Source organism: Desulfoscipio sp. XC116 (assembly GCF_039851975.1).
Taxonomy (GTDB): Bacteria; Bacillota; Desulfotomaculia; order Desulfotomaculales; family Desulfallaceae; genus Sporotomaculum.
The window spans coordinates 4197393-4220579 of the sequence record NZ_CP156660.1 but is presented as its reverse complement, the minus strand read 5'-3'; the positions used below and the strand labels follow the sequence as shown (position 1 = coordinate 4220579).

Sequence of the window (23187 nt, the reverse complement as noted above, 5' to 3'; positions counted from 1 at the left end):
AGGTTTGTGTAATGGCTTTATCTTTAGATAGACTCGGCTTATATGATCCCAAGGATCCCCTGAAGGACAGGCTGACAGACCTGGGCCCCAGACATTTCTGGCAGTACTTCCCTCCTGTCATCCAAAATAACTATGGCAAATGGGCTTACCACGAAGTGCTGGAACCCGGTATTTTAGTGCACGTATCTGAAACCGGTGACAAGGTATACACCGTAAGATGCGGCGGCGCCCGGTTTATGACCGTACAGCACGTCAGAGAAATCTGCGACATTGCCGATAAATACTGTGCTGGCTCTGTACGCTTTACCACTCGGAACAACATTGAGTTCCTGGTAGACAGCGTTGAGAAACTGGAAGCACTGAAGAAGGATCTGGAAAGCCGTAAGTTTGTATCCGGCAGCTATAAGTTCCCCATCGGCGGCACAGGCGCCGGCGTAACCAACATTGTGCATACCCAGGGTTATGTACACTGCCATACCCCGGCCACTGACGCTTCCTCCATGGTTAAGGCTGTGGCGGATGAACTGTTTGAATACTTCCAGGGCATGACACTGCCGGCCAAAGTGCGCGTATCCATGGCTTGCTGTCTGAATATGTGCGGTGCCGTGCACTGCTCGGACATTGCTCTGTTGGGCTACCACCGCAAGCCTCCTATCGTTGACCACGAGGTTATCGACAGGGTTTGTGAAATACCTCTGGCCATTGCAGCTTGCCCGGTGGGCGCCATTTCTCCGGACAAAACTCCGGAAGGCGGCAAAACCGTTAAAATTAAGCAAGAGCGCTGCATGTTCTGCGGTAACTGCTACACTATGTGCCAGGCACTGCCTCTTTCCGACAAGGAAGGCGACGGCGTGACCATCCTGGCCGGCGGCAAGATCTCCAACCGGATCAGCCAGCCCAAATTCTCCAAGGTTGTCGTGCCCTGGCTGCCGAACACCTTCCCGAGATTCCCGGAAGTGGTGGAAAACGTCAAGAAGATTATCGAAGCCTACGCTGTTGATGCCAACAAGTACGAGCGTCTGGGCGATTGGGCCGAGCGTATTGGCTGGGAAAAATTCTTCGAGAAGACCGGCCTGGAATTCACTGATCACCTGATTGACGACTATCGCCTGGCTTATGACACCTGGCGGACCAGCACTCAGTTCAAGTTCACTGATGCAGCCTGGAATGTATCAAAAGTCGCCGGTGGGATAGAATAATTTTACTGAATTAATTATGCGGGGTTTAGACCCGCTGTTGCATAACCGCAGCAGCGGGGCTAACCCTTTATTTACAGTATAACCTTTTATTTAACCTGACTGACTTGGCGTAAGTCTCCCGCTTCTATAAGCGGCAGTACAACGCCAGCCAAGTCATGCAGCTAGTTCTAAAATCAGGGCGAGTTGAATCTCTCTGAATAAAGAACTTGCTCCAAAGGAGGGAGATTGTTAGTATGGAAGAAATGAAAAAGGTTATTGTTCAATTTGCTGAAACCAGCAAGAAAACCAAATTTTACTTTAAAGATATTGAAAAAGCCGTTCAAAAGGTAATGCCGGACGCTAAAATGAGAGAAATTAAAAAAGCTTGCACAGCGCTGATTAACGACGGTACAATGATCTATTTTTCTACCGGCAGCAGCACAATGTACGGTCTTAAAGGCCGGGGCATGACGGAAGATCCGGAATAAAACGGTTTAGTTGTGAAGAGAGGTTGCTAGCCCTTTCGGATAGCAGTCTCTTTTTTTAAGCGGCATTAACCTATTGTTAATAGCTGCTCATGTTGTTTGCACGGCGCCGGCGGAGAATGAAAAGCTCTAAAAGCAACCTGAGCTTTAAAAGTATCCTGAACTTTTTCAGGGCAGATAATCGGAAGCTAATCCGGTTATGCTAAAATACCAATAGCTTTTAACTATTTGAATTAGAAAGGCCGATAATTATGACCACGCCACAGGATTCCAGAGAGTTTATTGACGAGCAAATTAACATGCTCAATGAAAACCCGGAATGTGCCAATGCCCAATACAATCTGGGTGTAACGCTGATGCAGCAAGGCAAGTTGCAAGAGGCCATCGCTTTTTTTGAGGAAGCTGTCGCCAACAGTGGCCGGATGTTTGAGGCCTGTGTCAACTTGGGGTATATTTATTTTAAGCTGAGCGACCTGGAAAAGGTCGTACAGGCCAATAAAAAAGCAGTTGAGATTGAGCCCAGATATGCCAGGGGCTATGCTAATCTGGGGTTCGCCTATTTGCAAATGGCGCAAACGGATGAAGCTATCGACGCATTGAATAAGGCCATTGAATTAAATCCTGAAATCGTCCAGGCCTGGAGTAATTTAATTAATGCTTATATCCAAAAAGATGATCTCGATAACGCTGTCACCACGGGTGAAAAGCTGGTTGGATTTGCTTCCGAGTTCGGACTGGGGCAAAATAATCTTGCCTATGCTTACTATTTAAAAAATAATTATGCTAAAGCTATTGAGCACGTGGATAAAGCCATAAAACTTGGCTTTGGGGTACACCCGGATTTTCTAAAAGAATTGGAGCCATATCGGAAAAAATGAAACAATATGACGATCTATTCAAAGAATATGAACAGTTGACAGCCAGGGCGGATGCCGCGTTTCAAAATATGGAAAAGGACTATGCGGCATGCGTCAAGTGTGCGGAGCAATGTGCCGACTGCTGCAGCGCGGTTTTTGGGCTGTTTTTAATTGAGTCGGCTTATCTTAATCTACAAATCAATGCCTTAGGCGAAGAAAGCAAGCGGGCTATCATGGCCCGTGCGGATGAGGCGGACGAAGCTTTGCTGGCCATGGAAAAAAGGCTGCAGGAACACAGCGGAGACTCGAATAAACTTGCCGATGCCATTGGCAAAGAGAGGGTCAGGTGCCCGCTGCTGGGTGATGACCGGAAATGTCGCCTGTATTCGGTAAGGCCGATAACCTGCCGGGTTTACGGCATACCGGCAATGACTAACGGTAAAGTGCACGCCTGCTTTAAAGCTGGTTTTGAAAAGGGCCGGTCGTATCCGGTGTTTAATCTTGATGGTATGTATAAAGAGCTTTACCGGTTGTCCGCCAAGTTTTTGGAGCGGGCCGGAGTCAGCGACACGGAGCGGGCCGCATTGCTGTTATCCGTATCCAAGTCAATCAAGACTCCGCTGGAAGACTTGCTCCAAATAGATAACGGGCGATAGAAAAGCATTATATTAAAAGCCGTAAAGTACGAAAAGCACTTCCCGTCTTACCGGGCAGTGCTTTTTATGAGGATATGCACATCGTTTGGTTAAAAAATATTGTTACCCCAGCTTTTCCAGTGCCAGCAAAGCCAGCCGGCCAATGCTTTTTTTCTCTAAAACACCCTTTGCATATATACTGACGGGTCGATTGTCGCCTGTAATAGTGTTTAGTTCTGCTTTGGCCTCGGATGCGCCCGGCCTGGGGTTTGTTGCCGAAGCCAGGTTTCCCATCAGCCAAACCGCATTGCCCCGGGTTTGGGGTTCGTTCATACCGGCATATTTTATAAAGTATGAGAATGTTTTAGTAATTAAGTCGGGTCTCTCCCCGGCGATAACTGCCAGGGCTCTTAAAATTGACGGTCTGAGGTCTAAGTCTTCTTCCTCTAAAAATTGCAACAAGACAGGTACATAACCGCCAAACATATCGGGGGAGCCGGCTATTATTTCACCTATGGCATCAATAGCCCCCCAGGTTGACGCGCCGTAACCGGCGTTGGATATAGATGTGAGGAGCCTTTGCAGAAGCCTGGAAACCGCACTCGGATCATGCTGTGCAATTATTGCGCATACCTGACCCAGCGCGTCCGCCGTTTTTAAGCGCAACAGCTCGTCGCCCGTATATAGGATGCGCTGCAGGTATCTGATAATCCCTTTGTCATAACCGGCAATATCCAGCAGCGGCTCCAGCCGGTAACTGTCGACCAATGCCTCAATTTCTTTTTTGTCAATTTTTTTCTTTCTTTTCTGCTTAATGGTATCTGTTTGCGGAGCAGCTGCGACAGACCTGGCCCGGTCTAATTTTTTTTGCACGCCTTGCCGGGTGACTTCTTGAATATCATTGTGCATTCTGATAAAATAAAGGGCACCTGAAATACGACGGCCCTCGTAAGCTCCCACCGGTATTATATAATTACTCTCAATATCATATTTCTCCACCAGCTCTTCGAGGTAGTCCTCGCCGGGCAGTAAGCTCCAAGCTAAATCCCAATCCATATTGCATGCAAATACAAGCGCTTCCGAAAATGCGGTACCCAAATTGTGTCCCGTAGCATCGTATGCGTATACCGCGCCGCACGAACACGACCCCACCGGCATTTCAAGCGGCCTGCGCAGGATTTGCTCCGCAGGCCTTTCAATGGGCAAACCGCAAAAAGGACACCCCGGTTTTACCCGCGGGTCCCGGCCTGTGTACTCTTCCATCAGATTACGTTTACGTTCATTCATGGGTAACTTAAGCGCGCCCCTTTACATAAAAATTGACCGGCTTAAAAGCGTTCCCCAAATCATTCGGGACCGGGTATTTCAAATGAAGTGCAGCTATTGCCGGAACCGCATGATTTTGTTGTCATCTTGGTTTTGCCGCCGCCTTTGCCGGGTCCCATAACATAATTTGTTTTGCTTATTACACGCTCTAAAGAATCTGCCTTACACTGCGGACAATGTACAGCGAATTCTTCCTGCCCGGTTATAAATAGTTTTTCAAAAACGTTACCGCACTTTAAACAGCGAAATTCAAAGATAGGCATAATTACCTTCCCTTCAAATCGTTTTAGCAACAAATCTTCCCGTCCATTTTAAGTATATCAACATAGCCGTTAAGCGTCAAACAGTTGGAAACGGCAGTTTTTTAATTTTTATTATTGACATAAGTCCATAAAACATTTAATATTAGATAAGAACATGTGGTATTGGAATAAAATACGCAATATTACCGGAGGATGATGAATATGAGAATAGCAGTCAGTGCAGCCGGGTCGGAAGTTAGTGCACCGGCGGAAGAGCGTTTTGGACGCTGTGCCTATTTTTTGGTGTTTAATGAACAGGGTGAGCTGCAAGAAGTAATTGATAATCAAGGATCTGCAAGTGCCGGTGGGGCGGGGATCAGGACCACCCAGCTTTTGTTGAGCAACAAGATAGATGTGGTATTGACCGGCCGGGTAGGCCCTAATGCCATGTCGGCCCTTTCCAGCGGAGGTATGGCGGTATATGCCGGCGTTTCCGGCACGGTTGCCGAGACTATGGAAAAATATAAAGATGGACAGCTGGAGCCGCTGGCTCTGCCGAATGCTCAAGAGCATTCGGGAATTAAAAGCTAGGGGCGGGTGGTAAAATGATCATATCGGTGGCCAGCGGAAAGGGCGGCACCGGCAAAACAACTATAGCCACAAGTATTGCCTTGGCTCTGGCATCGGATAATCACGGTTTAACCTTTATCGATTGTGATGTGGAGGAGCCCAACGGGCATATTTTTCTCAATCCCAAGCTGGAAGATGCAAAGGAAATATATATTGATGTGCCCCGGATTGATAATGATATATGTACCTATTGTGGAAAATGCGCTGATTTATGCGCCTTTAATGCCTTGCTGTGCACCGGGGACAGTGTAATTACCTTTCCCGAGTTCTGTCATGGATGTGGCGGCTGCCGGTATTTTTGTCCGGAAAAGGCTATCACTTCGGTGCCTAAAAGAATAGGCAAAATTGAAAAAGGCTTGGCTGAAGATATTTTATTTGCCCGCGGCTGTTTGGAAGTGGGGGCTGCGTTAAGCCCTCCCCTGGTGGATGAGGCCAAAGCTTTGGCCGGCCGGGGGATTACAGTATTGGATGCGCCTCCGGGCACCTCCTGCCCGGTAATCCATACTGTGCGGGGCACTGATTTCTGTTTGCTGGTTACTGAACCCACTCCTTTTGGTTTAAATGACCTCGACTTGGCTGTGCAGATGGTCAGGACGCTGGGAGTGCCCTGTGGCGTTCTGATTAACCGTGCCCATAACGGTATTGAACTGATAGAAAAATATTGCCGGAAGGAACAACTGCCTATATTAATGTCCATACCGCTTAGTAAAAAAATTGCTGAAGCTTATTCCCGGGGAGTGCCCCTGGTCCGGGTGGATAAACAGTGGGAAAATAAATTCAGGCAGCTATATAGGCATATCGAGGAGCTGGTAGCTAATGAAAGAAATAACTATAATTAGCGGTAAGGGCGGCACCGGGAAAACCAGTATTGCCGCATCTATAGCTGTGCTGGCGGACAAGCATGTGATTACGGACTGTGATGTAGACGCGGCTAATTTGCATCTGCTTTTGGATCCCACTCTGGAAACTAAAAATAATTTTTGGGGTATGCCCCGGGTGGAAGTTGATGCTGCCAAATGTACCGCATGCGGCTTGTGTGAGGAGTTATGCAATTACGGAGCTATAAAGTCCGGTAAAGTAGACGAACTGCTCTGCGAAGGCTGCTTGGTATGTTATCATGCTTGTCCCGAGGGTGCTGTCCGCATGGTGGAAAATTTGGCCGGGCATTGGTTTACCTGCAGCACCAAGTTCGGGCCCTTTGTACATGCCCGGCTGGGTATAGCCCAGGATAACTCGGGCAAATTAGTTGCCGAGGTGCGCAAGCAGGCCCGGATGCTGGCGGAAAGAGAAGGCAAAGAGTTAATCATCACTGACGGCCCGCCGGGAATAGGCTGTCCGGTGATTGCTTCGCTGGGAGGGACGGATTTGGCGCTGGTGGTGGTAGAGCCCAGCCTTTCCTCAATGCATGATTTATCCAGGGTGCTGGATCTTACCAAACACTTCGGGGTGAAAACGGCAGTATGTATTAATAAGTGGGATATCAACCCGGAAAATACCCGGCAGGTGGAAGAAATGTGCCGTGAGGTAAATGTACCTGTCATGGGGCGCGTGAGTTATGATCCCGCCGTTATTGCCGCTGCCATGAAAGGAAAACCTGTAATTCAAATGGTCAGTACTGTAGTTGATGATATTATTGCCCTTTGGCATTGCATGCAAGAAGAATTGGGTATATAGTAATGTTTTGAAAGCATGTATAATTAATTAAAAGGGGAGAGGATTATGTCACAGGACGAAAAGTGCAGTAGCTGTAACCAGAAAACCGAGGGGTGTTCACCGGATAAATGCGGCATAGATATACTGCCCCAGAACGAATATAACGATATCAAACATGTTATTGCTGTAATGAGCGGCAAAGGTGGGGTGGGCAAATCTTCCGTATCCGCTCTGGTGGCGCTTAGTTTGGCCAATAAAGGTTATCAGGTGGGCATACTGGATGCCGATATCACCGGCCCCAGCATTCCCAAAATGTTTGGTGTCAGCGGCGTTCCCCAGCATGATCAAAATGTGATGTATGCTAAAATGACGGAAAAGGGCATTAAAATGATGTCTCTTAACCTGTTATTGGAAAAAGAAGATCAACCGGTGATCTGGCGCGGTCCCATTATTGCCGGGGCAGTCAAACAATTCTGGACTGATGTAGCCTGGGGTAAGGTGGATTATATGGTAGTGGATCTGCCGCCGGGAACAGGTGACGTGCCCCTCACTGTTATGCAATCCCTGCCCCTTGACGGCGTAATTATCGTAACTTCGCCGCAGGATTTGGCCAATATGGTGGTGCGTAAGGCTGTTAATATGGTCAATCATATGAATATACCGGTGCTGGGGTTTGTGGAAAACATGAGCTATTTGCGCTGCCCGGATTGTGGCAGGGAAATTAAAGTGTTCGGTGAAAGTCATGCCGCTTCCCTGGCTACCTCTATGGGTTTACGCCTGCTGGAGAAATTACCTATTGATCCTGCCCTGGCCGAATTGAGCGATGCCGGTCAGATTGAAAAATATGACCGTGAGTTGTTTAAAGGCCTGGAGGATATTTTAAATAAACGGGTGACCAGTATTTCTTAAATATGTTGGAATATGGTAATAAAAGCCTGCTCTGATTTTGTGTAAACCGCCTGGCGGCAGGCGGTTTTGCTTATGCTTAATACCATAAGTCCCCTATGGACTGGCTGCACCGTATTGGTATACAATTATTACAAGCGAAAAGGATAGTCAGTTAATTAACATATATGGCGGTTGGTGACCCGGCCAGGGTTGTCGTTTTTTTGCAGGTTTTTTGCTTAATTCTGAAAAAAACCGGTTGTTGTTGTCTCTTTGCGGAAGGAATAATTTCGCAGACAACGAATATGGTATAAGGGATTTGTACGGTTTTACCCGTCGTTATTCTATGGAGGCGGTCTTGTTCAGGCGGGACTGCCTGCAGGAAGTGTACAAACATAATTATGTTAAGGAGGTGAACGTAATGTTCGTAGTAACCGTTGACCGCGACAAATGTGAGGGCTGTGGTGAATGTGTCGAAAATTGCCCGGCATCTGTTCTGGAAATGGAGGACGGTAAAGCTGCTGTGGTTAATGTCGACGACTGCCTTGGCTGCGAAACCTGTGTCAGCGTATGCCCCAGCGGTGCTGTCACTTTGGAGGAAAATTAATATGTATTTTGACCCGTACGCCGAGAGCTATGCTCCGTGGGAGGTGTGTGAGTGAAGTTACTAATTGGACAAATACTTCCGTATATAACAGTGACCTTATTTACCCTGGGCGTACTTTACCGTTTGGGGCGCTGGGCCGGTGCGCGTATTGTGCATAATGTTACGCTGTCGCCCTGGCTGCAAACCAATGGCCAGGTTGCTGTGAGGATAGGCTCGGAAGCATTTTTGTTCCGCAATCTGTTTAGATTTGACAAAGCCTTGTGGGCCGGCGCCCTGCTGATGCACTTTGCCCTGCTTAACATTCTTGGCGGGCACATTGTCGGTTTTGGTACTTTGGGTGAACAGTTCGCGATGATTCCCGGCCTGGGTATTACACCGGAACTTAGTGTGGAAATGTCCGATTTGTTGGGTTCTGTTTTTGGTATAGTATTATTTGTTGCTCTGTTATACCTGCTTTATAGGCGTTATGCCCTGGATAAAGTTAAGCTGGTGACCAAACCCAGTGATAACTTATGGCTGATTTACCTGCTGGTGCTGGTGGGCATAGGCAATATTATGCGTTTCATTCCTACTTATCACATTCATTATGAACTGGTGTACGAGTATATGGCGGCGCTTATTATGTTCCAGCCCGTAGTGCATATGGAGCTTTTGGAAAGCGGGTTTTTCCTGACTCACTATCTGCTGGTGCAGATTTTGCTGATTGTATTCCCATTTAGCAAACTGATGCATATATTCGGTATGTTTGCCGAACGTTATATTGTTAACCGGGTCTATCATGATCCCGCCCCCGGTTTACCCAATATTGATGTAGCCGCGGCCCGTAAGGCAGGGCTTGGTGTGCCTGCCGGCGATGCCGCTGAAGAGGGGGTGTAAGTTATGCCGGAATATAAAGGTATGGTGCAGCCGCAACGGGCAACGCCGGACGAAATGCGTAAAATTCACATTGAGCCGGTGCCCGATGAGTTAAAACCGGAAAAAGCAATTGAATTTTTGGATGAAATTCGCAAAAAATTCCGCTCTTTTGTAATGGCCATGGAATCCTGCACCAAGTGCGGCCAGTGTGCGGAAAATTGCCACACCTATCTGGGCACCAGGGATCCCAACAATATTCCCACCAACCGGGCCGAGCTGATCCGCAAGATTTACAAGCGGTACTTTACCCTGGAGGGGCGCTGGTTTGGCAAACTGGTAGGGGCCGAAGATATCAGCCTGGATATCATTGAACAATGGTATTCTTATTTCTACCAGTGCAGTCAGTGCCGTCGTTGCGCCCACGTGTGCCCCTTCGGTATTGATACTTGCGAGGTAACCTTTATCGGTCGCCAATTGCTGCACTGGCTGGGCATCACACCCAAGCTGCATGCCGCTGTGGGCGAAGCCATGGAAAAAGTGGGCAACCATACTAATTTCCCCAAACCTGCTATTGTGGATACCCTGGAATTCATGTCCGAAGAAATCATGGACGAGTTCGGCGTGGAAGTGGAGTTTCCCGTTGACAAGCCCGAATCCGATATCATGTATATTCCCTCATCGGCCGACTTCTTGCTCAACCCTTATACGCTGATGGGCGCGGGCATGTATTTTACTTATATCGGCGCCAACTGGACCATTCCCAGTACCGTTACCGAGGCCGGTAATTTTGGCCTGTTGTTCGACCAGTACTGGACCCAGCGGGGCAATGTCATGCGTCTTCTGAACGCTGCCCAGGAGCTCGGTATCAAGAAAATTGTTTGGGGCGAATGCGGGCACGGCTGGCGGGCAGCCAAGATGTACATCCCGTCCCTGGCCGACCGGCCGATACGCTGGCCCATCACTCATATCCATGATGAAGTGGCGGACATGATTCGCAAAAATGAGTTAAAGCTTGACCCGACCAAAAACACCAAACCCGTTACGCTGCATGACCCCTGCAACTATGTGCGGGCCTGCGGGCTGAATGAAAATATGCGTGTGCTGATGCGTGCTTCCGTTTCCGATTTCAGGGAAATGTATCCGCACGGTGCGGATAATTTCTGCTGTGGCGGCGGCTCAGGTATTTTGTTCGACGATCCGGAAATGTACCAGCGCCGCATTTTGCTTAGCAATAAAAAGGCCGAGCAAGTGAGGGCTACCGGGGTTGGCAAAGACGGCGACGGTATCCTGTGCGCGCCTTGTTCCATTTGTAAAGCTCAGCTGTATCCCATGGTTGAGGAACATGAACTTGGTGTGGAGGTTAAAGGTCTTATCGATCTCGTGGGTAAAGCGTTGGTTTGGAAATAATGGTATTTCGGTTGCCTTTTAATGGAGGTGCGTAAAGCTATGTCCGCTGCCATTGCCGTAAACGGCGTGGAAATAGAGTTGGACGAGGACGGGTTCATGATTGATCCGGACTTGTGGAATGAAGATGTAGCTGTTGCTTTTGCCGCCTCCGAAGGAATTGTCGGGTTGACCGAAGATCATTGGAAAGTAATTAACTATCTGCGTGATTATTACAAGCAATACCAAATTGCACCCATGGTACGTAAGCTTTGTCAAGATACGGGCTGCAATTTAAAGTATATTTATGAGCTTTTTCCAGCCGGTCCGGCCAAGGGCGCCTGCAAACTGGCAGGTTTGCCCACGCCGACCGGGTGTGTATGATGCTTTTTGTATAAGCATGTTTTGCAATAGGGATAATTTATTCAGGCACAGGTTATCCGCTGCTCTAAGCAACGGCAATGCCGTGCCTGTTATTTTTCAGGATTGATAATAAAAAGTCGGAGAGGCGGTGATATAAATGAGGTCATATAGTATTCCCCGCGTGGTGGTGGCCGCGCCCCACGGCCGGTCCGGCAAAACCACCGCTGCCATTGGGCTGTTGTCGGCATTAAAATCAGCCGGTTACCGCGTACAGCCTTATAAAAAGGGACCTGACTTTATCGACCCCAGCTGGATGACCAGGATAACCGGGCGTCCCTGCCGAAATTTGGACAGCTTTTTAATGGATCGGGGAGTAATTCGCACTTCGTTTGTACGCAGCGCTCTCGACGTTGATATCGCGGTAGTGGAGGGGGCCATGGGCCTTTTTGACGGTGTGGATCTGGAGGGCAGCGGCAGCACGGCTGAAATTGCCAAAACCATTGCTGCGCCGGTACTGCTGGTGGTGGATACCACCCGGATGACCCGCAGTGTGGCGGCCATGGTCTCGGGTTATCAGCATTTTGATCCTGATGTGCGGGTAGCCGGTGTGATTCTAAATAAAGTGGCCCGTCCGCGCCATGAAAAAATACTCAGGTCGGCTATTGATCGTTATTGTGGTATACCTGTGCTGGGGGTTATTCCCAAGGGAGAGAAGTTTCATATTCCCGACCGGCATTTGGGGCTTATTCCGGCCGTCGAAGACGATGATCTGGCGGCGGCGGTGGACGAAGCCGGCAGCAGGGCCGGCGCGTTTCTTGACTTGCCCGGTATAATCGAGGTGGCCCGCCGGGCGCCGCAGCTGGTGATGAATGAACTGCCGCCTGATGATGCTCCGTTTATGCGGGGTCCGGATGTGAACGGGCTGAGGCCGGCCGTTTCCCATGTTAAAGTGGCTGTGTTTTTGGATCGGGCGTTTACGTTCTATTACCCGGAAAACCTGGAAGCTTTGGCGGCGGCCGGGGCCGAGCTGGTGCCGGTGAATACCTTGCGGGACAAAGAGATGCCCAAGGTGGATGCGGCTTACATCGGCGGCGGCTTCCCGGAAATGTTTGCCCCTGAAATCAGTGCTAACAGGCAGCTGCTGAGTGATTTGCGCGGGCGCATTGAAGCGGGGCTGCCGGTTTATGCCGAATGCGGCGGGCTGATGTTTCTAAGCCGGAGTATTGGCTGGCAAGGTGTAAAACACGCTATGGCGGGTGCATTGCCGTTTGACGTAACCATGATGGATAAGCCCCAGGGACATGGCTATATTACCCTGCAGGTGGAAAACAGCAGTTCATATTTTGTAATCGGGGAAAGCGTGCGGGGGCACGAGTTTCATAATTCCCGGGTGGAAAACCTGGCGGAGGATAATATTAAATTTGCCTTTCGGGTTACCAAAGGATACGGAATTAACGGTCAATACGACGGTGTGTTATATAAAAATGTACTGGCTTGTTACGCACACCTGCATGCGCTGGCCACGCCCGATTGGGCGCTCAGACTGGTGGCCGCCGGTAAGAAGTACGCCGGTTCCAGGTGATATTTGCAGATATAGCGATTGAAGGGGCTGTTGCACAACGAACTAAATAGTTCATAGTGCGGCAGCCTTTTGTAAAAATACCGGATTATTATCGGAATAATTGGCTGCATCTGGGAAAGGGAGGGTCGCTCACTACTCCAAGAAAGTAGTTTTGCGACACTCCCTTTTTTGCGGTGCGCCCTGTCATCGCGAGGAACGACAGCGACGCGGGGACGTAACCATCATCTTATCCGTGGCGTCCGGATATGACATTAGAACGCTCGAATTGTCCCGGTGGCGCGGCTGCTAATCCGCAAATCAAGCGCTTAAGTTTTATCAAACTCCAAGAACCCCACTTATATGGGTGGGGGTTCCTATTTCTACTTCAGGTGGGGTATAATCCCCATCTGAAGCCCGCCGTTCAGCTTTAGCTGAACGAGCTCACTGCTTAGGCCTGGTTACCCGATAAGTCCCGCCGTACCTTAACGGCGGTTTCTTTTACGGTATTCAAAAAAGAATCCGTAGGTAAAGGCCAGTAAGCCCGCCGCTGTTAAAAATGCAATAAATAATATTGATTTAATATTCAGCAACAATAACAACAACTCCTAAAAAGTACATTAGTTATCCGGACCGCCGCTGCCATCGGCATACTCAAGGTTAATCATTTCCGCTGCCAGCCGCAGGGTGGCCACCGTATTGGTAACCAGAACTTCATATAGCAGCAAGGGCAGTACGTCTTGCATGGTAGCGTTTATATCACCGGCGGCAACTTTTTGCCGTACAACATCACCGGCCCGGTTCAGCGCCGTATTAACCAGCCGGGTAATGTCATCCTGCCGCATTTTCACAAATTCATCTACATCAATAAGTTTTTTCATAAAAACCCGGTTTTGGTGAATTAGGTCATAGTAAACGGATTTATGTGTATCTGCCTTATAATACCGCATGGGGGCGTATAAAAGCAGTCATCTATACATGGGCATGAGCGGCCATGTCATGTGCGTTTACGATACCGATACCGATACCGATACTGATACAATAAGCTTGCTGACCAAAAAACCGGGTTGCGCACCTCCTTTAAAGCAAGTTCTTAATTCAGGAGACTCAACTTCCCCTGGATTTTAGAACCGCAATACTTTGTAGTATTAAGTAAAGTAATGCTCTATTGGTATTATTCTGCCCGGAATCTGCCAATCCTTGCTTTGATGCTAAAAAAATTTTTACACACATAGGTTTTGTTATTTTCAGAAAAACTATGGACAAATAGATCAGGGGGTGCTGTTTTGTTAATAATCGGGATAGCCAAAAAATGCATGACCATAATACTTGGCACAATAATTATATTGTTTACCGCCCTGATTTTGCTGTCAGGCAACAGTGCCCAGGCCCAGGTAAAGACGCTTTACTGGGGCAGTCGCGGCAGTGAGGTAACCGTACTGCAGCAAAAACTTAATCAGTGGGGGTATTTTCATGGCTTTGTAGACGGTACATACGGTTCCGCTACCTACCGGGCTGTGCTCGACTTTCAGCGTAAAAACGGGCTGCGGGCCGATGGCGTGGTGGGTCCGAGTACGCAGGCGGCATTGGGTATAGGCGGTGGCCGGAATAAAGCCGCTGCCGGTGGTGCCCAAAAGCAATATGTGGCCCCTGGATTTGTGGAAACATCCAGAGATATACAGCTGCTGGCCCGGGTTATCGAAGGAGAGGCGGCCGACGAATCGTATTCCGGTAAGCTGGCGGTAGGCGCCGTAATTATGAACAGGGTTAAAAGCTCTTCTTTCCCCAATACCTTATCCGGGGTTGTTTATCAACCCCATGCGTTTGAATCGGTAACTAACGGTCAGTATGCCAGGCCGCTTACCAATGAGTCTTTACAAGCCGCCAGACAGGCTATGGCGGGTATGGATCCCACCGGCGGCGCAATTTTCTTCTGGAATCCGGGCAAGCAAGTCGCCCCCTGGATATGGAGCAGGAACATTGTCGCACGTATTGGCCGCCATGTTTTCGCTCACTAGTTCAGGGGTAATTCCAATATGAAGCTTACAAATTAGGAGGCATAGCTTATGAGAAAGTGGTATGCTGTTCTTGGGATATTGGCTGTTGCAGCCTTGGGTATTGGCTATTGGGGTTATCAAGAGCGCAATTCCAAAATGATGCTGCAGACAGCAATAAATAATAATTATCAGCGGGCATTTTACAATTTGGCCGACCATGTGCAAACCATGGAAGTTCTGCTGGGTAAAAGCATGGTACTGGCCGGTCCGGAGAAGAGTGTGCAGATCTTTGGGGAAATTTGGCAGCAGTCAAATCAAGCGCTGGACAGCCTGACTCAACTGCCGGTGGGTGATGCCCTGTTGGGGCGGACGGCCAAGTTTATAACTCAGCTGGGGGATTACTCAAATACGTTGGCCGGGCAGTTGGCCGACGGCAAACCGCTTACCCGGGAACAGTGGGATACAGTGAACCGGCTTTATAATCAATCCTCAAGCTTGAACAAGGAACTCGGCAAAATACACGCCGATATATCGGATGGCAGCTTAAACCTGTCCGAGCTGGTACTCTCCAGCTCAAGCCGTTTAGCCGGGGAAGGCCAAAAACTGGCCGGTGGCGGCTTCCAGGATATGGACCGGCAGATGCAAGCTTATCCCACCCTGATTTATGACGGTCCTTTTTCCGATCATATGGAACAAGGGCGGGCCCGTGGCCTAACCGGTGACAAAATAAGCGAGTCCCGGGCTAAATCTGTAGCCATGCAATATTATGATAAACCCGGGGACAAAAACGTGCTGGCCCGGGTAACCGGTGAAGTAAATGGCAGTATCCGGGCCCACCGGGTGGAAATAGCCCGTCGCCAGGGCGGCTCCGCGGTTGGCGAACCGACTGTGGCGGATATTTCTATGCAGGGGGGGCATCTGATATGGATGGTTACGCCTCGTGACGTGTCTAAAGGCGGTTGGAGTATTGCCAGGGCCCAGTCTCGGGCGGAAAATTATTTGCGGGATCACGGCTATAAAGATATGCAAATAAGCTATCACCAGCGTAATGACAATACGGTTACTTTTAATTATGCACTTGCCCAGGACGGGATAATTATATACCCGGATCTTGTCAAAGTTACTGTGGCTCTGGATAACGGTCAAGTGGTGGCCTTTGATGCCAGGGGGTACTTAATGTCCCATCATAAGCGCAATCTGGCCGAGCCAAAGCTTACGGAGGGCCGGGCCCGTATGCTGCTCAGTGACAGACTCAATATAGAGGGAACAGGAAGGTTGGCCCTCATTCCGGTGGGTGTGGAAAAAGAAATACTCACCTGGGAATTTAAAGGCATGCAGGGGTCGGAGACTTATCTGGTGTATATCAACGCTTTAACCGGTGATGAAGAAAATGTGCTCAGGCTGGTTAATACTCCGGACGGTGAACTTACTTTATAATAAATACCGGCAAACCGGCAGGTCAAACCATATATGGGAACGTTTTCCTGAAGTTTTAGAGTTAAGTTTTGTTGACACTCATACCACTGCGTGCTAGAATATTGCTAATTCATTGATAAAAGCAATGCTTGGAAGGGGAATAAGGGTAACAATACATCGCGCAGCGAGCCGGGAACGGTGGGAGCCCGGCGGGTGTGTGTGCCCGTGCCGCCCTGGAGCCGCAGGCTGAAATCCAACGGATAGTAAGCTGAGCCGATTTGCCCCCGTTAAAGGGCCCCGAGAGGATCGTATGCGTAATGGCGATCAATCAGGGTGGTACCGCGAGTAAAAACCTCGTCCCTTGTCCAGGGACGGGGTTTTTTGATGCGTGCGCCAAAGATGATAATCGGAAAGGGGTGACTAAAATGGATAATACCACCAGAGAAATATTAGAGTTGCTTGAGGATAATGCCAAATTAACACCGGATGAAATTGCTGTTATGCTTAATATTGACGCGGCTGAGGTGCGGGGCATGATTAAGGAACTGGAAAATCAAAAAGCTATTCTTAGTTATATGACGCTGATTAATTGGGAAAAAATGGGCGAAGAAAAAGTCAGTGCCTTGATTGAGGTACGTATCACCCCCCAGCGGGATGTCGGTTTCGATGCCGTAGCCGAACGTATCTACCGGTTTCCGGAAGTGCGCAGTATGCGCTTGATGAGCGGCACCTATGATTTGGCGGTCTTTCTGGAAGGCCGCAGCATGAAAGAAGTATCTCATTTTGTTTCTACTAAGCTGGCTACTATCGAAGGGGTGGTTAGTACTACCACACATTTTGTTCTGAAGACCTATAAACAGGACGGAGTAATTATGGAAGACGGTGAGGAAGACAGGAGGCTGATGATTTCCCCATGATACAAAAAAACTGGTCGGAAAAAGTCAATCCGGCGGTGCGTGATCTTCCGCCCTCGGGTATTAGAAGATTTTTTGATTTGGTCGTCGAGACTAAAGGCGTAATTTCTTTGGGTGTGGGCGAGCCCGATTTCGTTACCCCCTGGCACATCCGGGAGGCGTGTATTTACTCTCTGGAAAAGGGGTATACCATGTATACTTCCAATTGGGGCCTTCTGGAATTGAGAGAGGCTGTAGCCGCCGACCTTGAACATACTTATAATGTTAAATATAACCCCCGCAATGAGATACTTATTACCGTGGGGGTGAGCGAAGCGCTGGATTTGGCCATGCGTGTGCTGCTTGAGCCCGGGGACGAGGTGTTGATGCCCGAGCCGTCCTATGTCTCCTATGCTCCCTGTGCCACTCTGGCCGGTGGGGTGCCCGTGTTCATGCCCACCGGGCCGGAAAACGGGTTTTGTATTTCGGCTGAACAGGTGCAGGCTTCCATTACGCCGCGGACCAAAGTATTACTGCTTTGCTATCCCAATAACCCCACCGGCGCGGTGATGGACCGGAATGAGTTGTTAAAGATAGCCGAAGTAGCGGTGCAAAACGACCTTATCGTTATTTCCGATGAAATTTATGGCCGCCTGACCTATGTAGGTGAGCATACTTGTGTGGCGTCGCTGCCCGGTATGCGGGACCGCACGGTGCTGCTCAACGGTTTCAGCAAGGCTTACGCTATGACAGGCTGGCGGGTGGGTTACGCGGCCGGCCATTCCGATATCATTAGTGCCATGACTAAAATACACCAGTATTCAATGTTGTGTACTTCTATTACCGCACAGATGGCCGCGCTGGAGGCGCTTAAAAACGGCCAGCCCGGCATGCGCCGCATGGTCGAGCACTATAATCGCCGCCGTCATTTGGTGGTGCAGTCATTCCTGGATATGGGCCTGCCCTGCTTTGAGCCCGGCGGAGCGTTTTATGCTTTTCCCCGGATATCCGCTACCGGTTTGAATTCCGAAGAGTTTGCGGAGGAATTGCTTAAGCAGGAGCAAGTAGCTCTGGTGCCCGGCAATGCTTTTGGGCAATCCGGCGAGGGTTTTGTCAGGGTTTCTTATGCCGCCTCCATTGATGAGCTCGGTGAAGCTTTCCGGCGTATGGCCCGTTTTGTACGTCGTTGTGGCATACGGCCCAAAGTGATTTCCGCACCGGTGAAAATTTCAGGCGGCCAAAGCGCCTGATAAGAAGGAATTTGTAAAAGTATATCGAATTTAATTATATCTGTAATTAAAAATACAATTGATAAACTGCTGACAGCTTGGTAGTATGGGAGGATGGCAGCATGTTTAAATATGCGCCATGGGGATTTTTGCGGTCGTTCTGTTATTTAGCGGTCTGGCGGCCACGCGCAGAACCCGTACTGTAAATGATTTTTTTGAGGTGGTCGATCGGCGGGCCCGTGACTTTCCGCTTTTAGCTTCGGTACCGCCTGTTTTTCGGCCGTTATTATAGATCGTTATTATAATTGTAAAGCAGGATGGGGATTTGGGATATCCGGGCTTTGGATAGTGCTCGGCAATACTCTGGTGGGCGGTTTGCCGGCCTGGATTATCTTGGCCCGGCGAACGAGAGCAATGACCATCAAGCTCAACACCATGACCATGCCTGAGTTTTTCGGAAGCCCGGTTATCTAAGCCGGGGCATGAGGATTATTTCCGCCCCGGTTATTTTTATTTTTCCGGTTCCGCACTCGGCCTCGGTTTGCACGGGATTGAGCTGCTTGTTTAATCAAATCTGACGTGAAAATTATAAATTTTATATAATATGGATTAGCGTATATCGGTGCTCATACAAAACCTGGTTTCAGTGGATATCTTACAGGACAGGTTAGATTTCCGCCTTTGGTGCTTGTAAAATAATAACCAGAGGCGGGTTGCTTCAGGTAAGCTTAGAAAAGTTATAGTATGACCCCTAATACAAGGAAGTGTAAAAAATATGATTTGGGATGTACGACATGAATGCATAGACAGGAAGGAATTGCGCTCTCTGCAGCTGCAAAGGCTTAAGGAAACGGTGGCCCGGGTTTATAATCGGGTCCCCTATTACCGTGCGGCCATGGAGCAAACCGGTGTGCGGCCCGAGGATATCCGCACCCTGGCGGATGTAACCAAGCTGCCCTTTACCGACAAAACAGTGCTGCGGGATAATTATCCGTACGGCCTTTTTGCCGTGCCCGGTAAAGAGGTGCTGAGGCTGCATGCTTCGTCAGGTACCACGGGTAAACCTACCGTAGTGGGTTACACCCGTAAAGATTTGGAAAACTGGTCTGAGCTAATAGCCCGGGTGGTTACCATGGCCGGTGTCACCGATGAGGATGTAGTACAGATAACCTTTGGCTACGGGCTGTTTACCGGTGCTTTCGGCCTGCATTACGGGTTGGAAAAGGTGGGGGCCACCATTGTGCCCGCCTCGGTGGGCAACACCAGGCGGCAGATTATGCTGATGCAGGATTTCGGGACCACTGCTCTTGTGGGCACTCCTTCATATTCGCTGCACCTGGCCGAAGTAGCCCGGGGATTGGGTGTGGATCCTGTTGATTTGGGCATTCGCATCGGCTTATTCGGCTCGGAGGCCTGGACTGAAAGCATGCGGGCCGAGTTGGAGCGTACCTGGAATATGAAGGCTACCGATAACTACGGTTTAAGCGAAGTAATGGGACCCGGCGTTGCCGGTGAGTGCGGCCGGGAACCCGGTATGCATATTCATGAGGATCACTTCCTGGTGGAAGTAATCGATCCCCAAACGGGTGAACAGCTGCCTGTCGGCCGGGAGGGTGAGCTGGTAATTACTACCCTTACTAAAGAGGCGCTGCCCATTTTGCGCTATCGCACCAGGGATATTACCGTGCTTACCGAAGAAAAGTGTGCTTGTGGCCGGACGCTGGCCCGGATGCGCAAGGTGTTGGGCCGTACCGATGATATGTTGATCATCTCCGGGGTCAACGTATTCCCCTCGCAAATTGAAACCGTACTGATGAATGTGGACGGGCTGGCTCCCCACTATCAAATACTGGTAAACAAGAAGGGTTATCTGGACTTTATGGAGGTACAGGTGGAGCTGACCGATGAAATGTTCACCGGTCATTTCCGGGATTTACAAGAGTTCGAAGGTAAAATAAAGCAAAAGATATTCAGCGTGCTTGGTATAAACTGCAAAGTACGCTTGCTGGAGCCCCGTTCTCTGGCCAGAAGCGAAGGCAAGGCCAAGCGGGTGTTTGACAACCGGCCCAAGTAAATGCGTGGGCGGTAAGCGGCTTTAATTATCCCGGTGCACATCATTCGCCCGGGGCGCCTGGCGGCCCTGCTCGGCCAGCTGGCGGGAAATGCCGCGGAAAAAAGCTCGGGGGTTCTTTGCTTCCGATATGCTTTCAACTGTCATTGCTATGAATATAGCCTGCAACGCTTGAAGTTCGTCATTGCAAGGAATACAATTAAGGTCTGTCATTGCGAGGAGCGAAGCGACGAAGCAATCCCAAACTGTGTAAACAGAGCCCGGCATGAGATTGCCGCGTCGCTTTGCTCCTAGCAATGATAGACTAAGCTATTTTTCATTCTCTGATAGTGCCGTGCAAACGGCATGGATGTCTATTGGCAAATGCCGGTGACACAAGATATGGCAACCATCCATGTTGCTTGATAGGGAATCGATTGGAAATATGTGAATAGCGTTCGCAGCTATATGGCGCACTTGTGTTGAAATATGTTATTCCATAATGTTAAATGGTACGACGGTCTTATTATTAATAAAACTATGTAAGATTGACGACTGATAGGGGAGGTTTAAGGTTTTGAAGGAATTACTTTCCGGCAACGCTGCTATTGCCAGGGGAGCTTATGAAAACGGTATCACCCTGGCTGCAGGTTATCCAGGCACACCCAGCACTGAAATCCTGGAAAACCTTTCCCGCTATGAGGGAGTCTATAGCGAATGGGCGCCTAATGAAAAGGTTGCCCTGGAGGTAGGTATCGGCGCTGCCATGGCCGGAGCCCGGGCGCTGGTGACTATGAAGCATGTGGGGGTTAATGTGGCGGCCGATCCTCTTTTTACAGCGGCCTATACCGGGGTCAACGGGGGGTTGATATTGGTATCAGCCGATGACCCCGGTATGCACAGTTCCCAGAACGAACAGGACAACCGTTATTATGCCAGGTTTGCCAAAGTAGCTCTGCTGGAGCCCTCCGACAGCCAGGAAGCCAAGGACATGGTGGGATTGGCCCTGACTATCAGCGAGCGGTATGATATTCCCGTGATGCTGCGTACCACCACCCGGGTGGCCCATTCCCAGAGTATGGTGGAGTTGGGCGAACCGGCAGTTCGGGAAATTAAGCCATATGGCAAAGACGTAAAGAAAAATCTTATGGTGCCTGCCTTTGGCCGTTTGCGCCGCGTCAGCCTGGCGGCCAGGCTGGCCAGGCTGGCCGAGTACAGCGAAAATACCCCGTTGAACTTTATTGTTCCGGGCGATGGCAAAGCGGGTGTAATTACCAGCGGCATCAGCTATCAGTTAGTCAGGGAAGTGCTGCCCGATGCTGCGGTGCTTAAACTGGGTATGACCAACCCGCTGCCTGTTGAGCTTATTAAAAAGTTCGCCGCTCAGGTTGAGACTCTTTTCGTAGTGGAAGAGCTGGAGCCCTATCTGGAGGAACAGATCCGCATGCTGGGTATAAAAGTGGCCGGCAAAGAGTTCTTTCCCGACACCGGTGAGTATAGCCAGGGGTTGCTCCGGCGCTGTTTTGTGAAAGCGGGTGTGCTGCCTGTGCCGCTTCAAACGGAGGATTTAACTGCGGGCTTGCCCCAGGCTCCGCCCCGTCCGCCGGTGCTGTGCGCGGGTTGCCCGCACCGCGGTGTGTTTTATACGCTGCAGCGGCTTAAGTTAACCGTAACCGGCGATATCGGCTGTTATACGTTGGGTGGGCTGCCGCCTCTGGAAGGAATCGACAGTTGCGTTTGCATGGGAGCCAGCATAGGCATGGCCCACGGCATGGACAAAGCGGTGCCCGGCCTCAAAGGACGTACCGTTGCTGTAATTGGCGATTCAACTTTCCTGCATTCGGGCATCACCGGGCTGCTTAATGCCGTATATAACAACAGTGACAGTACCGTAATTATTTTGGACAATCGCACTACCGCCATGACAGGGCACCAGGATCACCCGGCCACCGGGCGTACCCTGATGGGACAGGCCGCCCCCGAGGTGGATATTACCATGCTGTGCCGGTCACTGGGGGTAAAACGGGTGGAAGTTGTGGATCCTCTGGATATATCGCGGCTGCGGGAAGTAATTAAAACTGAAACCGCCGCGCCCGGCCCGTCGGTTGTTATTGCCCGGCGTCCCTGCGTCTTGCTCAAGCGGGAAGTTAGGCCGGCCGTAACAGTGGATCAGGAAAAGTGTACCGGCTGTAAGATGTGCTTGAAACTGAGCTGCCCGGCTATTTCGGTAATTGACAGTAAAGCTTTGGTAAACGCAGATGCCTGTGTAGGCTGTAATCTATGCGTGCAGGTATGTAAAACCGGGGCGATGCAAGGGGGTCAGGCTGATGCTTAAATCGGTGGATGTGCTTATGGTAGGTGTGGGCGGTCAGGGTACCATATTGGCCAGTAAAGTGCTGGCCGCGGCGGCCCGGGCTGCCGGGTATGATATCAAGGTTTCCGAGATCCACGGCATGGCCCAGCGGGGCGGCAGTGTGGTCACCCAGGTGCGCCTGGGGGAAAAGGTATATTCACCGCTCATTTCCGAAGGTGAAGCCGATGTTATTCTGGCCTTTGAAGAACTCGAGGCGCTGCGCTGGCTTGCCTATCTCAAGCCGGGCGGCACGTTAATCATCAACAACCAGCAAATCTATCCGGTACCCGTGCTGGCCGGAGCCGCCGAGTACCCGCAAAATATCATCGCTCAAATACGAGCCCGGGGTGTAAAGGTACAGGTGCTGCAAGCCCTGGATCAGGCTATAGCCTGCGGCAACGGCAAAGCAGCCAATGTAGTACTGCTGGGCGCTCTGGCTCAAAAACTGCCTATAGAAGAAAAAATCTGGCGGGACGCCCTGGCGGCCACAGTACCCCCTCGCTTCCTGGAAGTAAACAACGCTGCTTTTGGTGCCGGGTTCAAAAGTTGAAAGTTGAAAGATTGAAGTTGAAAGATTGCAGGGCTAGAGTTG

25 protein-coding genes are annotated in these 23187 nt (G+C 50.0%); 21 read left to right on the top strand and 4 right to left on the bottom strand.

Features of this window, described 5'->3' with window-relative positions:
• The first annotated feature begins 11 nt into the window (after positions 1 to 11).
• From dsrB to ABDB91_RS19695, 4 genes are all read left to right on the top strand, one after another.
• Positions 12 to 1199, top strand: coding sequence for a dissimilatory-type sulfite reductase subunit beta (gene dsrB, locus ABDB91_RS19710; protein WP_347489446.1), 1188 nt, complete (start codon positions 12 to 14; stop codon positions 1197 to 1199).
• A 233-nt stretch (positions 1200 to 1432) separates the two neighbouring features.
• The gene (locus ABDB91_RS19705) at positions 1433 to 1666 is read left to right on the top strand and encodes a dissimilatory sulfite reductase D family protein (protein WP_347489444.1); all 234 of its coding nucleotides are present in this window, start codon (positions 1433 to 1435) and stop codon (positions 1664 to 1666) included.
• A gap of 248 nt (positions 1667 to 1914) precedes the next feature.
• The gene (locus tag ABDB91_RS19700) at positions 1915 to 2541 is read left to right on the top strand and encodes a tetratricopeptide repeat protein (RefSeq protein WP_347489443.1); all 627 of its coding nucleotides are present in this window, start codon (positions 1915 to 1917) and stop codon (positions 2539 to 2541) included.
• On the top strand, positions 2538 to 3176 hold the full coding sequence (locus ABDB91_RS19695; protein ID WP_347489441.1) for a YkgJ family cysteine cluster protein: 639 nt from the start codon (positions 2538 to 2540) through the stop codon (positions 3174 to 3176). Before ABDB91_RS19700 ends, ABDB91_RS19695 begins: the two co-directional genes overlap by 4 nt.
• A gap of 102 nt (positions 3177 to 3278) precedes the next feature.
• On the opposite strand, the gene ABDB91_RS19690 is transcribed toward ABDB91_RS19695, so the two are convergent.
• Both ABDB91_RS19690 and ABDB91_RS19685 read right to left on the bottom strand, forming a co-directional pair.
• The gene (locus ABDB91_RS19690; RefSeq protein WP_347489440.1) at positions 3279 to 4442 is read right to left on the bottom strand and encodes a DVU0298 family protein; all 1164 of its coding nucleotides are present in this window, start codon (positions 4440 to 4442) and stop codon (positions 3279 to 3281) included.
• A gap of 59 nt (positions 4443 to 4501) precedes the next feature.
• Positions 4502 to 4744: a zinc ribbon domain-containing protein gene (locus tag ABDB91_RS19685; protein WP_347489439.1), complete on the bottom strand. Its 243-nt coding sequence runs from the start codon at positions 4742 to 4744 to the stop codon at positions 4502 to 4504.
• Between the two features lie 201 nt (positions 4745 to 4945).
• On the opposite strand from ABDB91_RS19685, the gene ABDB91_RS19680 reads away from it, so the two are divergent.
• The 9 genes from ABDB91_RS19680 to ABDB91_RS19640 all read left to right on the top strand — a co-directional run bounded on the left by ABDB91_RS19680 (position 4946) and on the right by ABDB91_RS19640 (position 12681).
• Entirely contained in the window at positions 4946 to 5314 is a 369-nt protein-coding gene (locus ABDB91_RS19680; protein WP_347489437.1) for a NifB/NifX family molybdenum-iron cluster-binding protein, read from the top strand.
• Positions 5315 to 5328: 14 nt separating this feature from the next.
• Complete coding sequence (locus tag ABDB91_RS19675) at positions 5329 to 6192, top strand: ATP-binding protein (protein ID WP_347489435.1); 864 nt, start codon at positions 5329 to 5331, stop codon at positions 6190 to 6192.
• Positions 6170 to 7027 carry an ATP-binding protein gene (locus ABDB91_RS19670; RefSeq protein WP_347489433.1) on the top strand — a complete coding sequence of 286 codons (858 nt, stop codon included), beginning with the start codon at positions 6170 to 6172 and terminating at the stop codon, positions 7025 to 7027. The genes ABDB91_RS19675 and ABDB91_RS19670 overlap by 23 nt, the downstream gene beginning before the upstream one ends.
• A 45-nt stretch (positions 7028 to 7072) precedes the next feature.
• A complete protein-coding gene (locus ABDB91_RS19665) occupies positions 7073 to 7915 on the top strand; it encodes an Mrp/NBP35 family ATP-binding protein (protein WP_347489432.1) in 843 nt (280 codons plus the stop codon).
• Positions 7916 to 8312: 397 nt separating this feature from the next.
• Positions 8313 to 8498, top strand: a complete 186-nt coding sequence (locus tag ABDB91_RS19660) for a 4Fe-4S binding protein (RefSeq protein WP_347489430.1) — start codon at positions 8313 to 8315, stop codon at positions 8496 to 8498.
• A 51-nt stretch (positions 8499 to 8549) separates the two neighbouring features.
• On the top strand, positions 8550 to 9374 hold the full coding sequence (locus ABDB91_RS19655) for a respiratory nitrate reductase subunit gamma (RefSeq protein WP_347489428.1): 825 nt from the start codon (positions 8550 to 8552) through the stop codon (positions 9372 to 9374).
• Between the two features lie 3 nt (positions 9375 to 9377).
• Positions 9378 to 10760, top strand: a complete 1383-nt coding sequence (locus tag ABDB91_RS19650) for a (Fe-S)-binding protein (RefSeq protein WP_347489426.1) — start codon at positions 9378 to 9380, stop codon at positions 10758 to 10760.
• 21 nt (positions 10761 to 10781) lie between these two features.
• The gene (locus ABDB91_RS19645) at positions 10782 to 11120 is read left to right on the top strand and encodes a TusE/DsrC/DsvC family sulfur relay protein (RefSeq protein WP_347489425.1); all 339 of its coding nucleotides are present in this window, start codon (positions 10782 to 10784) and stop codon (positions 11118 to 11120) included.
• A gap of 136 nt (positions 11121 to 11256) precedes the next feature.
• Entirely contained in the window at positions 11257 to 12681 is a 1425-nt protein-coding gene (locus ABDB91_RS19640; RefSeq protein ID WP_347489423.1) for a cobyrinate a,c-diamide synthase, read from the top strand.
• A 596-nt stretch (positions 12682 to 13277) separates the two neighbouring features.
• Here ABDB91_RS19640 and ABDB91_RS19635 read toward each other — a convergent pair.
• Complete coding sequence (locus ABDB91_RS19635; protein WP_347489421.1) at positions 13278 to 13538, bottom strand: hypothetical protein; 261 nt, start codon at positions 13536 to 13538, stop codon at positions 13278 to 13280.
• Between the two features lie 405 nt (positions 13539 to 13943).
• Between ABDB91_RS19635 and sleB the strand changes: the two genes are divergently transcribed.
• From sleB to ABDB91_RS19605, 6 genes are all read left to right on the top strand, one after another.
• Positions 13944 to 14675, top strand: a complete 732-nt coding sequence (gene sleB / locus ABDB91_RS19630) for a spore cortex-lytic enzyme (protein ID WP_347489419.1) — start codon at positions 13944 to 13946, stop codon at positions 14673 to 14675.
• A gap of 48 nt (positions 14676 to 14723) precedes the next feature.
• Positions 14724 to 16091, top strand: coding sequence for a germination protein YpeB (gene ypeB / locus ABDB91_RS19625; RefSeq protein WP_347489417.1), 1368 nt, complete (start codon positions 14724 to 14726; stop codon positions 16089 to 16091).
• Positions 16092 to 16495: 404 nt separating this feature from the next.
• Complete coding sequence (locus tag ABDB91_RS19620) at positions 16496 to 16987, top strand: Lrp/AsnC family transcriptional regulator (protein ID WP_347489415.1); 492 nt, start codon at positions 16496 to 16498, stop codon at positions 16985 to 16987.
• Positions 16984 to 18213: an aminotransferase class I/II-fold pyridoxal phosphate-dependent enzyme gene (locus ABDB91_RS19615; RefSeq protein ID WP_347489413.1), complete on the top strand. Its 1230-nt coding sequence runs from the start codon at positions 16984 to 16986 to the stop codon at positions 18211 to 18213. The genes ABDB91_RS19620 and ABDB91_RS19615 overlap by 4 nt, the downstream gene beginning before the upstream one ends.
• 327 nt (positions 18214 to 18540) lie before the next feature.
• A complete protein-coding gene (locus ABDB91_RS19610; protein ID WP_347489412.1) occupies positions 18541 to 18666 on the top strand; it encodes a hypothetical protein in 126 nt (41 codons plus the stop codon).
• Between the two features lie 301 nt (positions 18667 to 18967).
• Positions 18968 to 20266 (top strand): phenylacetate--CoA ligase, encoded by a 1299-nt coding sequence (locus ABDB91_RS19605; RefSeq protein WP_347489411.1) that lies wholly within the window; start codon positions 18968 to 18970, stop codon positions 20264 to 20266.
• Positions 20267 to 20287: 21 nt separating this feature from the next.
• Here the strand turns inward: ABDB91_RS19605 and ABDB91_RS19600 are convergent, their stop codons facing one another.
• The gene (locus ABDB91_RS19600) at positions 20288 to 20410 is read right to left on the bottom strand and encodes a hypothetical protein (RefSeq protein ID WP_347489410.1); all 123 of its coding nucleotides are present in this window, start codon (positions 20408 to 20410) and stop codon (positions 20288 to 20290) included.
• Positions 20411 to 20819: 409 nt separating this feature from the next.
• On the opposite strand from ABDB91_RS19600, the gene iorA reads away from it, so the two are divergent.
• Both iorA and ABDB91_RS19590 read left to right on the top strand, forming a co-directional pair.
• Complete coding sequence (iorA, locus tag ABDB91_RS19595) at positions 20820 to 22577, top strand: indolepyruvate ferredoxin oxidoreductase subunit alpha (protein WP_347489409.1); 1758 nt, start codon at positions 20820 to 20822, stop codon at positions 22575 to 22577.
• Positions 22570 to 23145 (top strand): indolepyruvate oxidoreductase subunit beta, encoded by a 576-nt coding sequence (locus tag ABDB91_RS19590; RefSeq protein WP_347489408.1) that lies wholly within the window; start codon positions 22570 to 22572, stop codon positions 23143 to 23145. Before iorA ends, ABDB91_RS19590 begins: the two co-directional genes overlap by 8 nt.
• The last annotated feature ends 42 nt before the right edge of the window (positions 23146 to 23187 follow it).

Excerpts from the sequence above, each read along its gene's own strand:
- dsrB (WP_347489446.1), top strand. The coding sequence starts at position 12 with ATGGCTTTATCTTTAGATAGACTCGGCTTATATGATCCCAAGGATCCC.
- ABDB91_RS19705 (WP_347489444.1), top strand. The coding sequence starts at position 1,433 with ATGGAAGAAATGAAAAAGGTTATTGTTCAATTTGCTGAAACCAGCAAG.
- ABDB91_RS19700 (WP_347489443.1), top strand. The coding sequence starts at position 1,915 with ATGACCACGCCACAGGATTCCAGAGAGTTTATTGACGAGCAAATTAAC.
- ABDB91_RS19695 (WP_347489441.1), top strand. The coding sequence starts at position 2,538 with ATGAAACAATATGACGATCTATTCAAAGAATATGAACAGTTGACAGCC.
- ABDB91_RS19690 (WP_347489440.1), bottom strand. The coding sequence starts at position 4,442 with ATGAATGAACGTAAACGTAATCTGATGGAAGAGTACACAGGCCGGGAC.
- ABDB91_RS19685 (WP_347489439.1), bottom strand. The coding sequence starts at position 4,744 with ATGCCTATCTTTGAATTTCGCTGTTTAAAGTGCGGTAACGTTTTTGAA.
- ABDB91_RS19680 (WP_347489437.1), top strand. The coding sequence starts at position 4,946 with ATGAGAATAGCAGTCAGTGCAGCCGGGTCGGAAGTTAGTGCACCGGCG.
- ABDB91_RS19675 (WP_347489435.1), top strand. The coding sequence starts at position 5,329 with ATGATCATATCGGTGGCCAGCGGAAAGGGCGGCACCGGCAAAACAACT.
- ABDB91_RS19670 (WP_347489433.1), top strand. The coding sequence starts at position 6,170 with ATGAAAGAAATAACTATAATTAGCGGTAAGGGCGGCACCGGGAAAACC.
- ABDB91_RS19665 (WP_347489432.1), top strand. The coding sequence starts at position 7,073 with ATGTCACAGGACGAAAAGTGCAGTAGCTGTAACCAGAAAACCGAGGGG.
- ABDB91_RS19660 (WP_347489430.1), top strand. The coding sequence starts at position 8,313 with ATGTTCGTAGTAACCGTTGACCGCGACAAATGTGAGGGCTGTGGTGAA.
- ABDB91_RS19650 (WP_347489426.1), top strand. The coding sequence starts at position 9,378 with ATGCCGGAATATAAAGGTATGGTGCAGCCGCAACGGGCAACGCCGGAC.
- ABDB91_RS19645 (WP_347489425.1), top strand. The coding sequence starts at position 10,782 with ATGGAGGTGCGTAAAGCTATGTCCGCTGCCATTGCCGTAAACGGCGTG.
- ABDB91_RS19640 (WP_347489423.1), top strand. The coding sequence starts at position 11,257 with ATGAGGTCATATAGTATTCCCCGCGTGGTGGTGGCCGCGCCCCACGGC.
- ABDB91_RS19635 (WP_347489421.1), bottom strand. The coding sequence starts at position 13,538 with ATGAAAAAACTTATTGATGTAGATGAATTTGTGAAAATGCGGCAGGAT.
- ypeB (WP_347489417.1), top strand. The coding sequence starts at position 14,724 with ATGAGAAAGTGGTATGCTGTTCTTGGGATATTGGCTGTTGCAGCCTTG.
- ABDB91_RS19620 (WP_347489415.1), top strand. The coding sequence starts at position 16,496 with ATGGATAATACCACCAGAGAAATATTAGAGTTGCTTGAGGATAATGCC.
- ABDB91_RS19615 (WP_347489413.1), top strand. The coding sequence starts at position 16,984 with ATGATACAAAAAAACTGGTCGGAAAAAGTCAATCCGGCGGTGCGTGAT.
- ABDB91_RS19605 (WP_347489411.1), top strand. The coding sequence starts at position 18,968 with ATGATTTGGGATGTACGACATGAATGCATAGACAGGAAGGAATTGCGC.
- ABDB91_RS19600 (WP_347489410.1), bottom strand. The coding sequence starts at position 20,410 with ATGACAGTTGAAAGCATATCGGAAGCAAAGAACCCCCGAGCTTTTTTC.
- ABDB91_RS19590 (WP_347489408.1), top strand. The coding sequence starts at position 22,570 with ATGCTTAAATCGGTGGATGTGCTTATGGTAGGTGTGGGCGGTCAGGGT.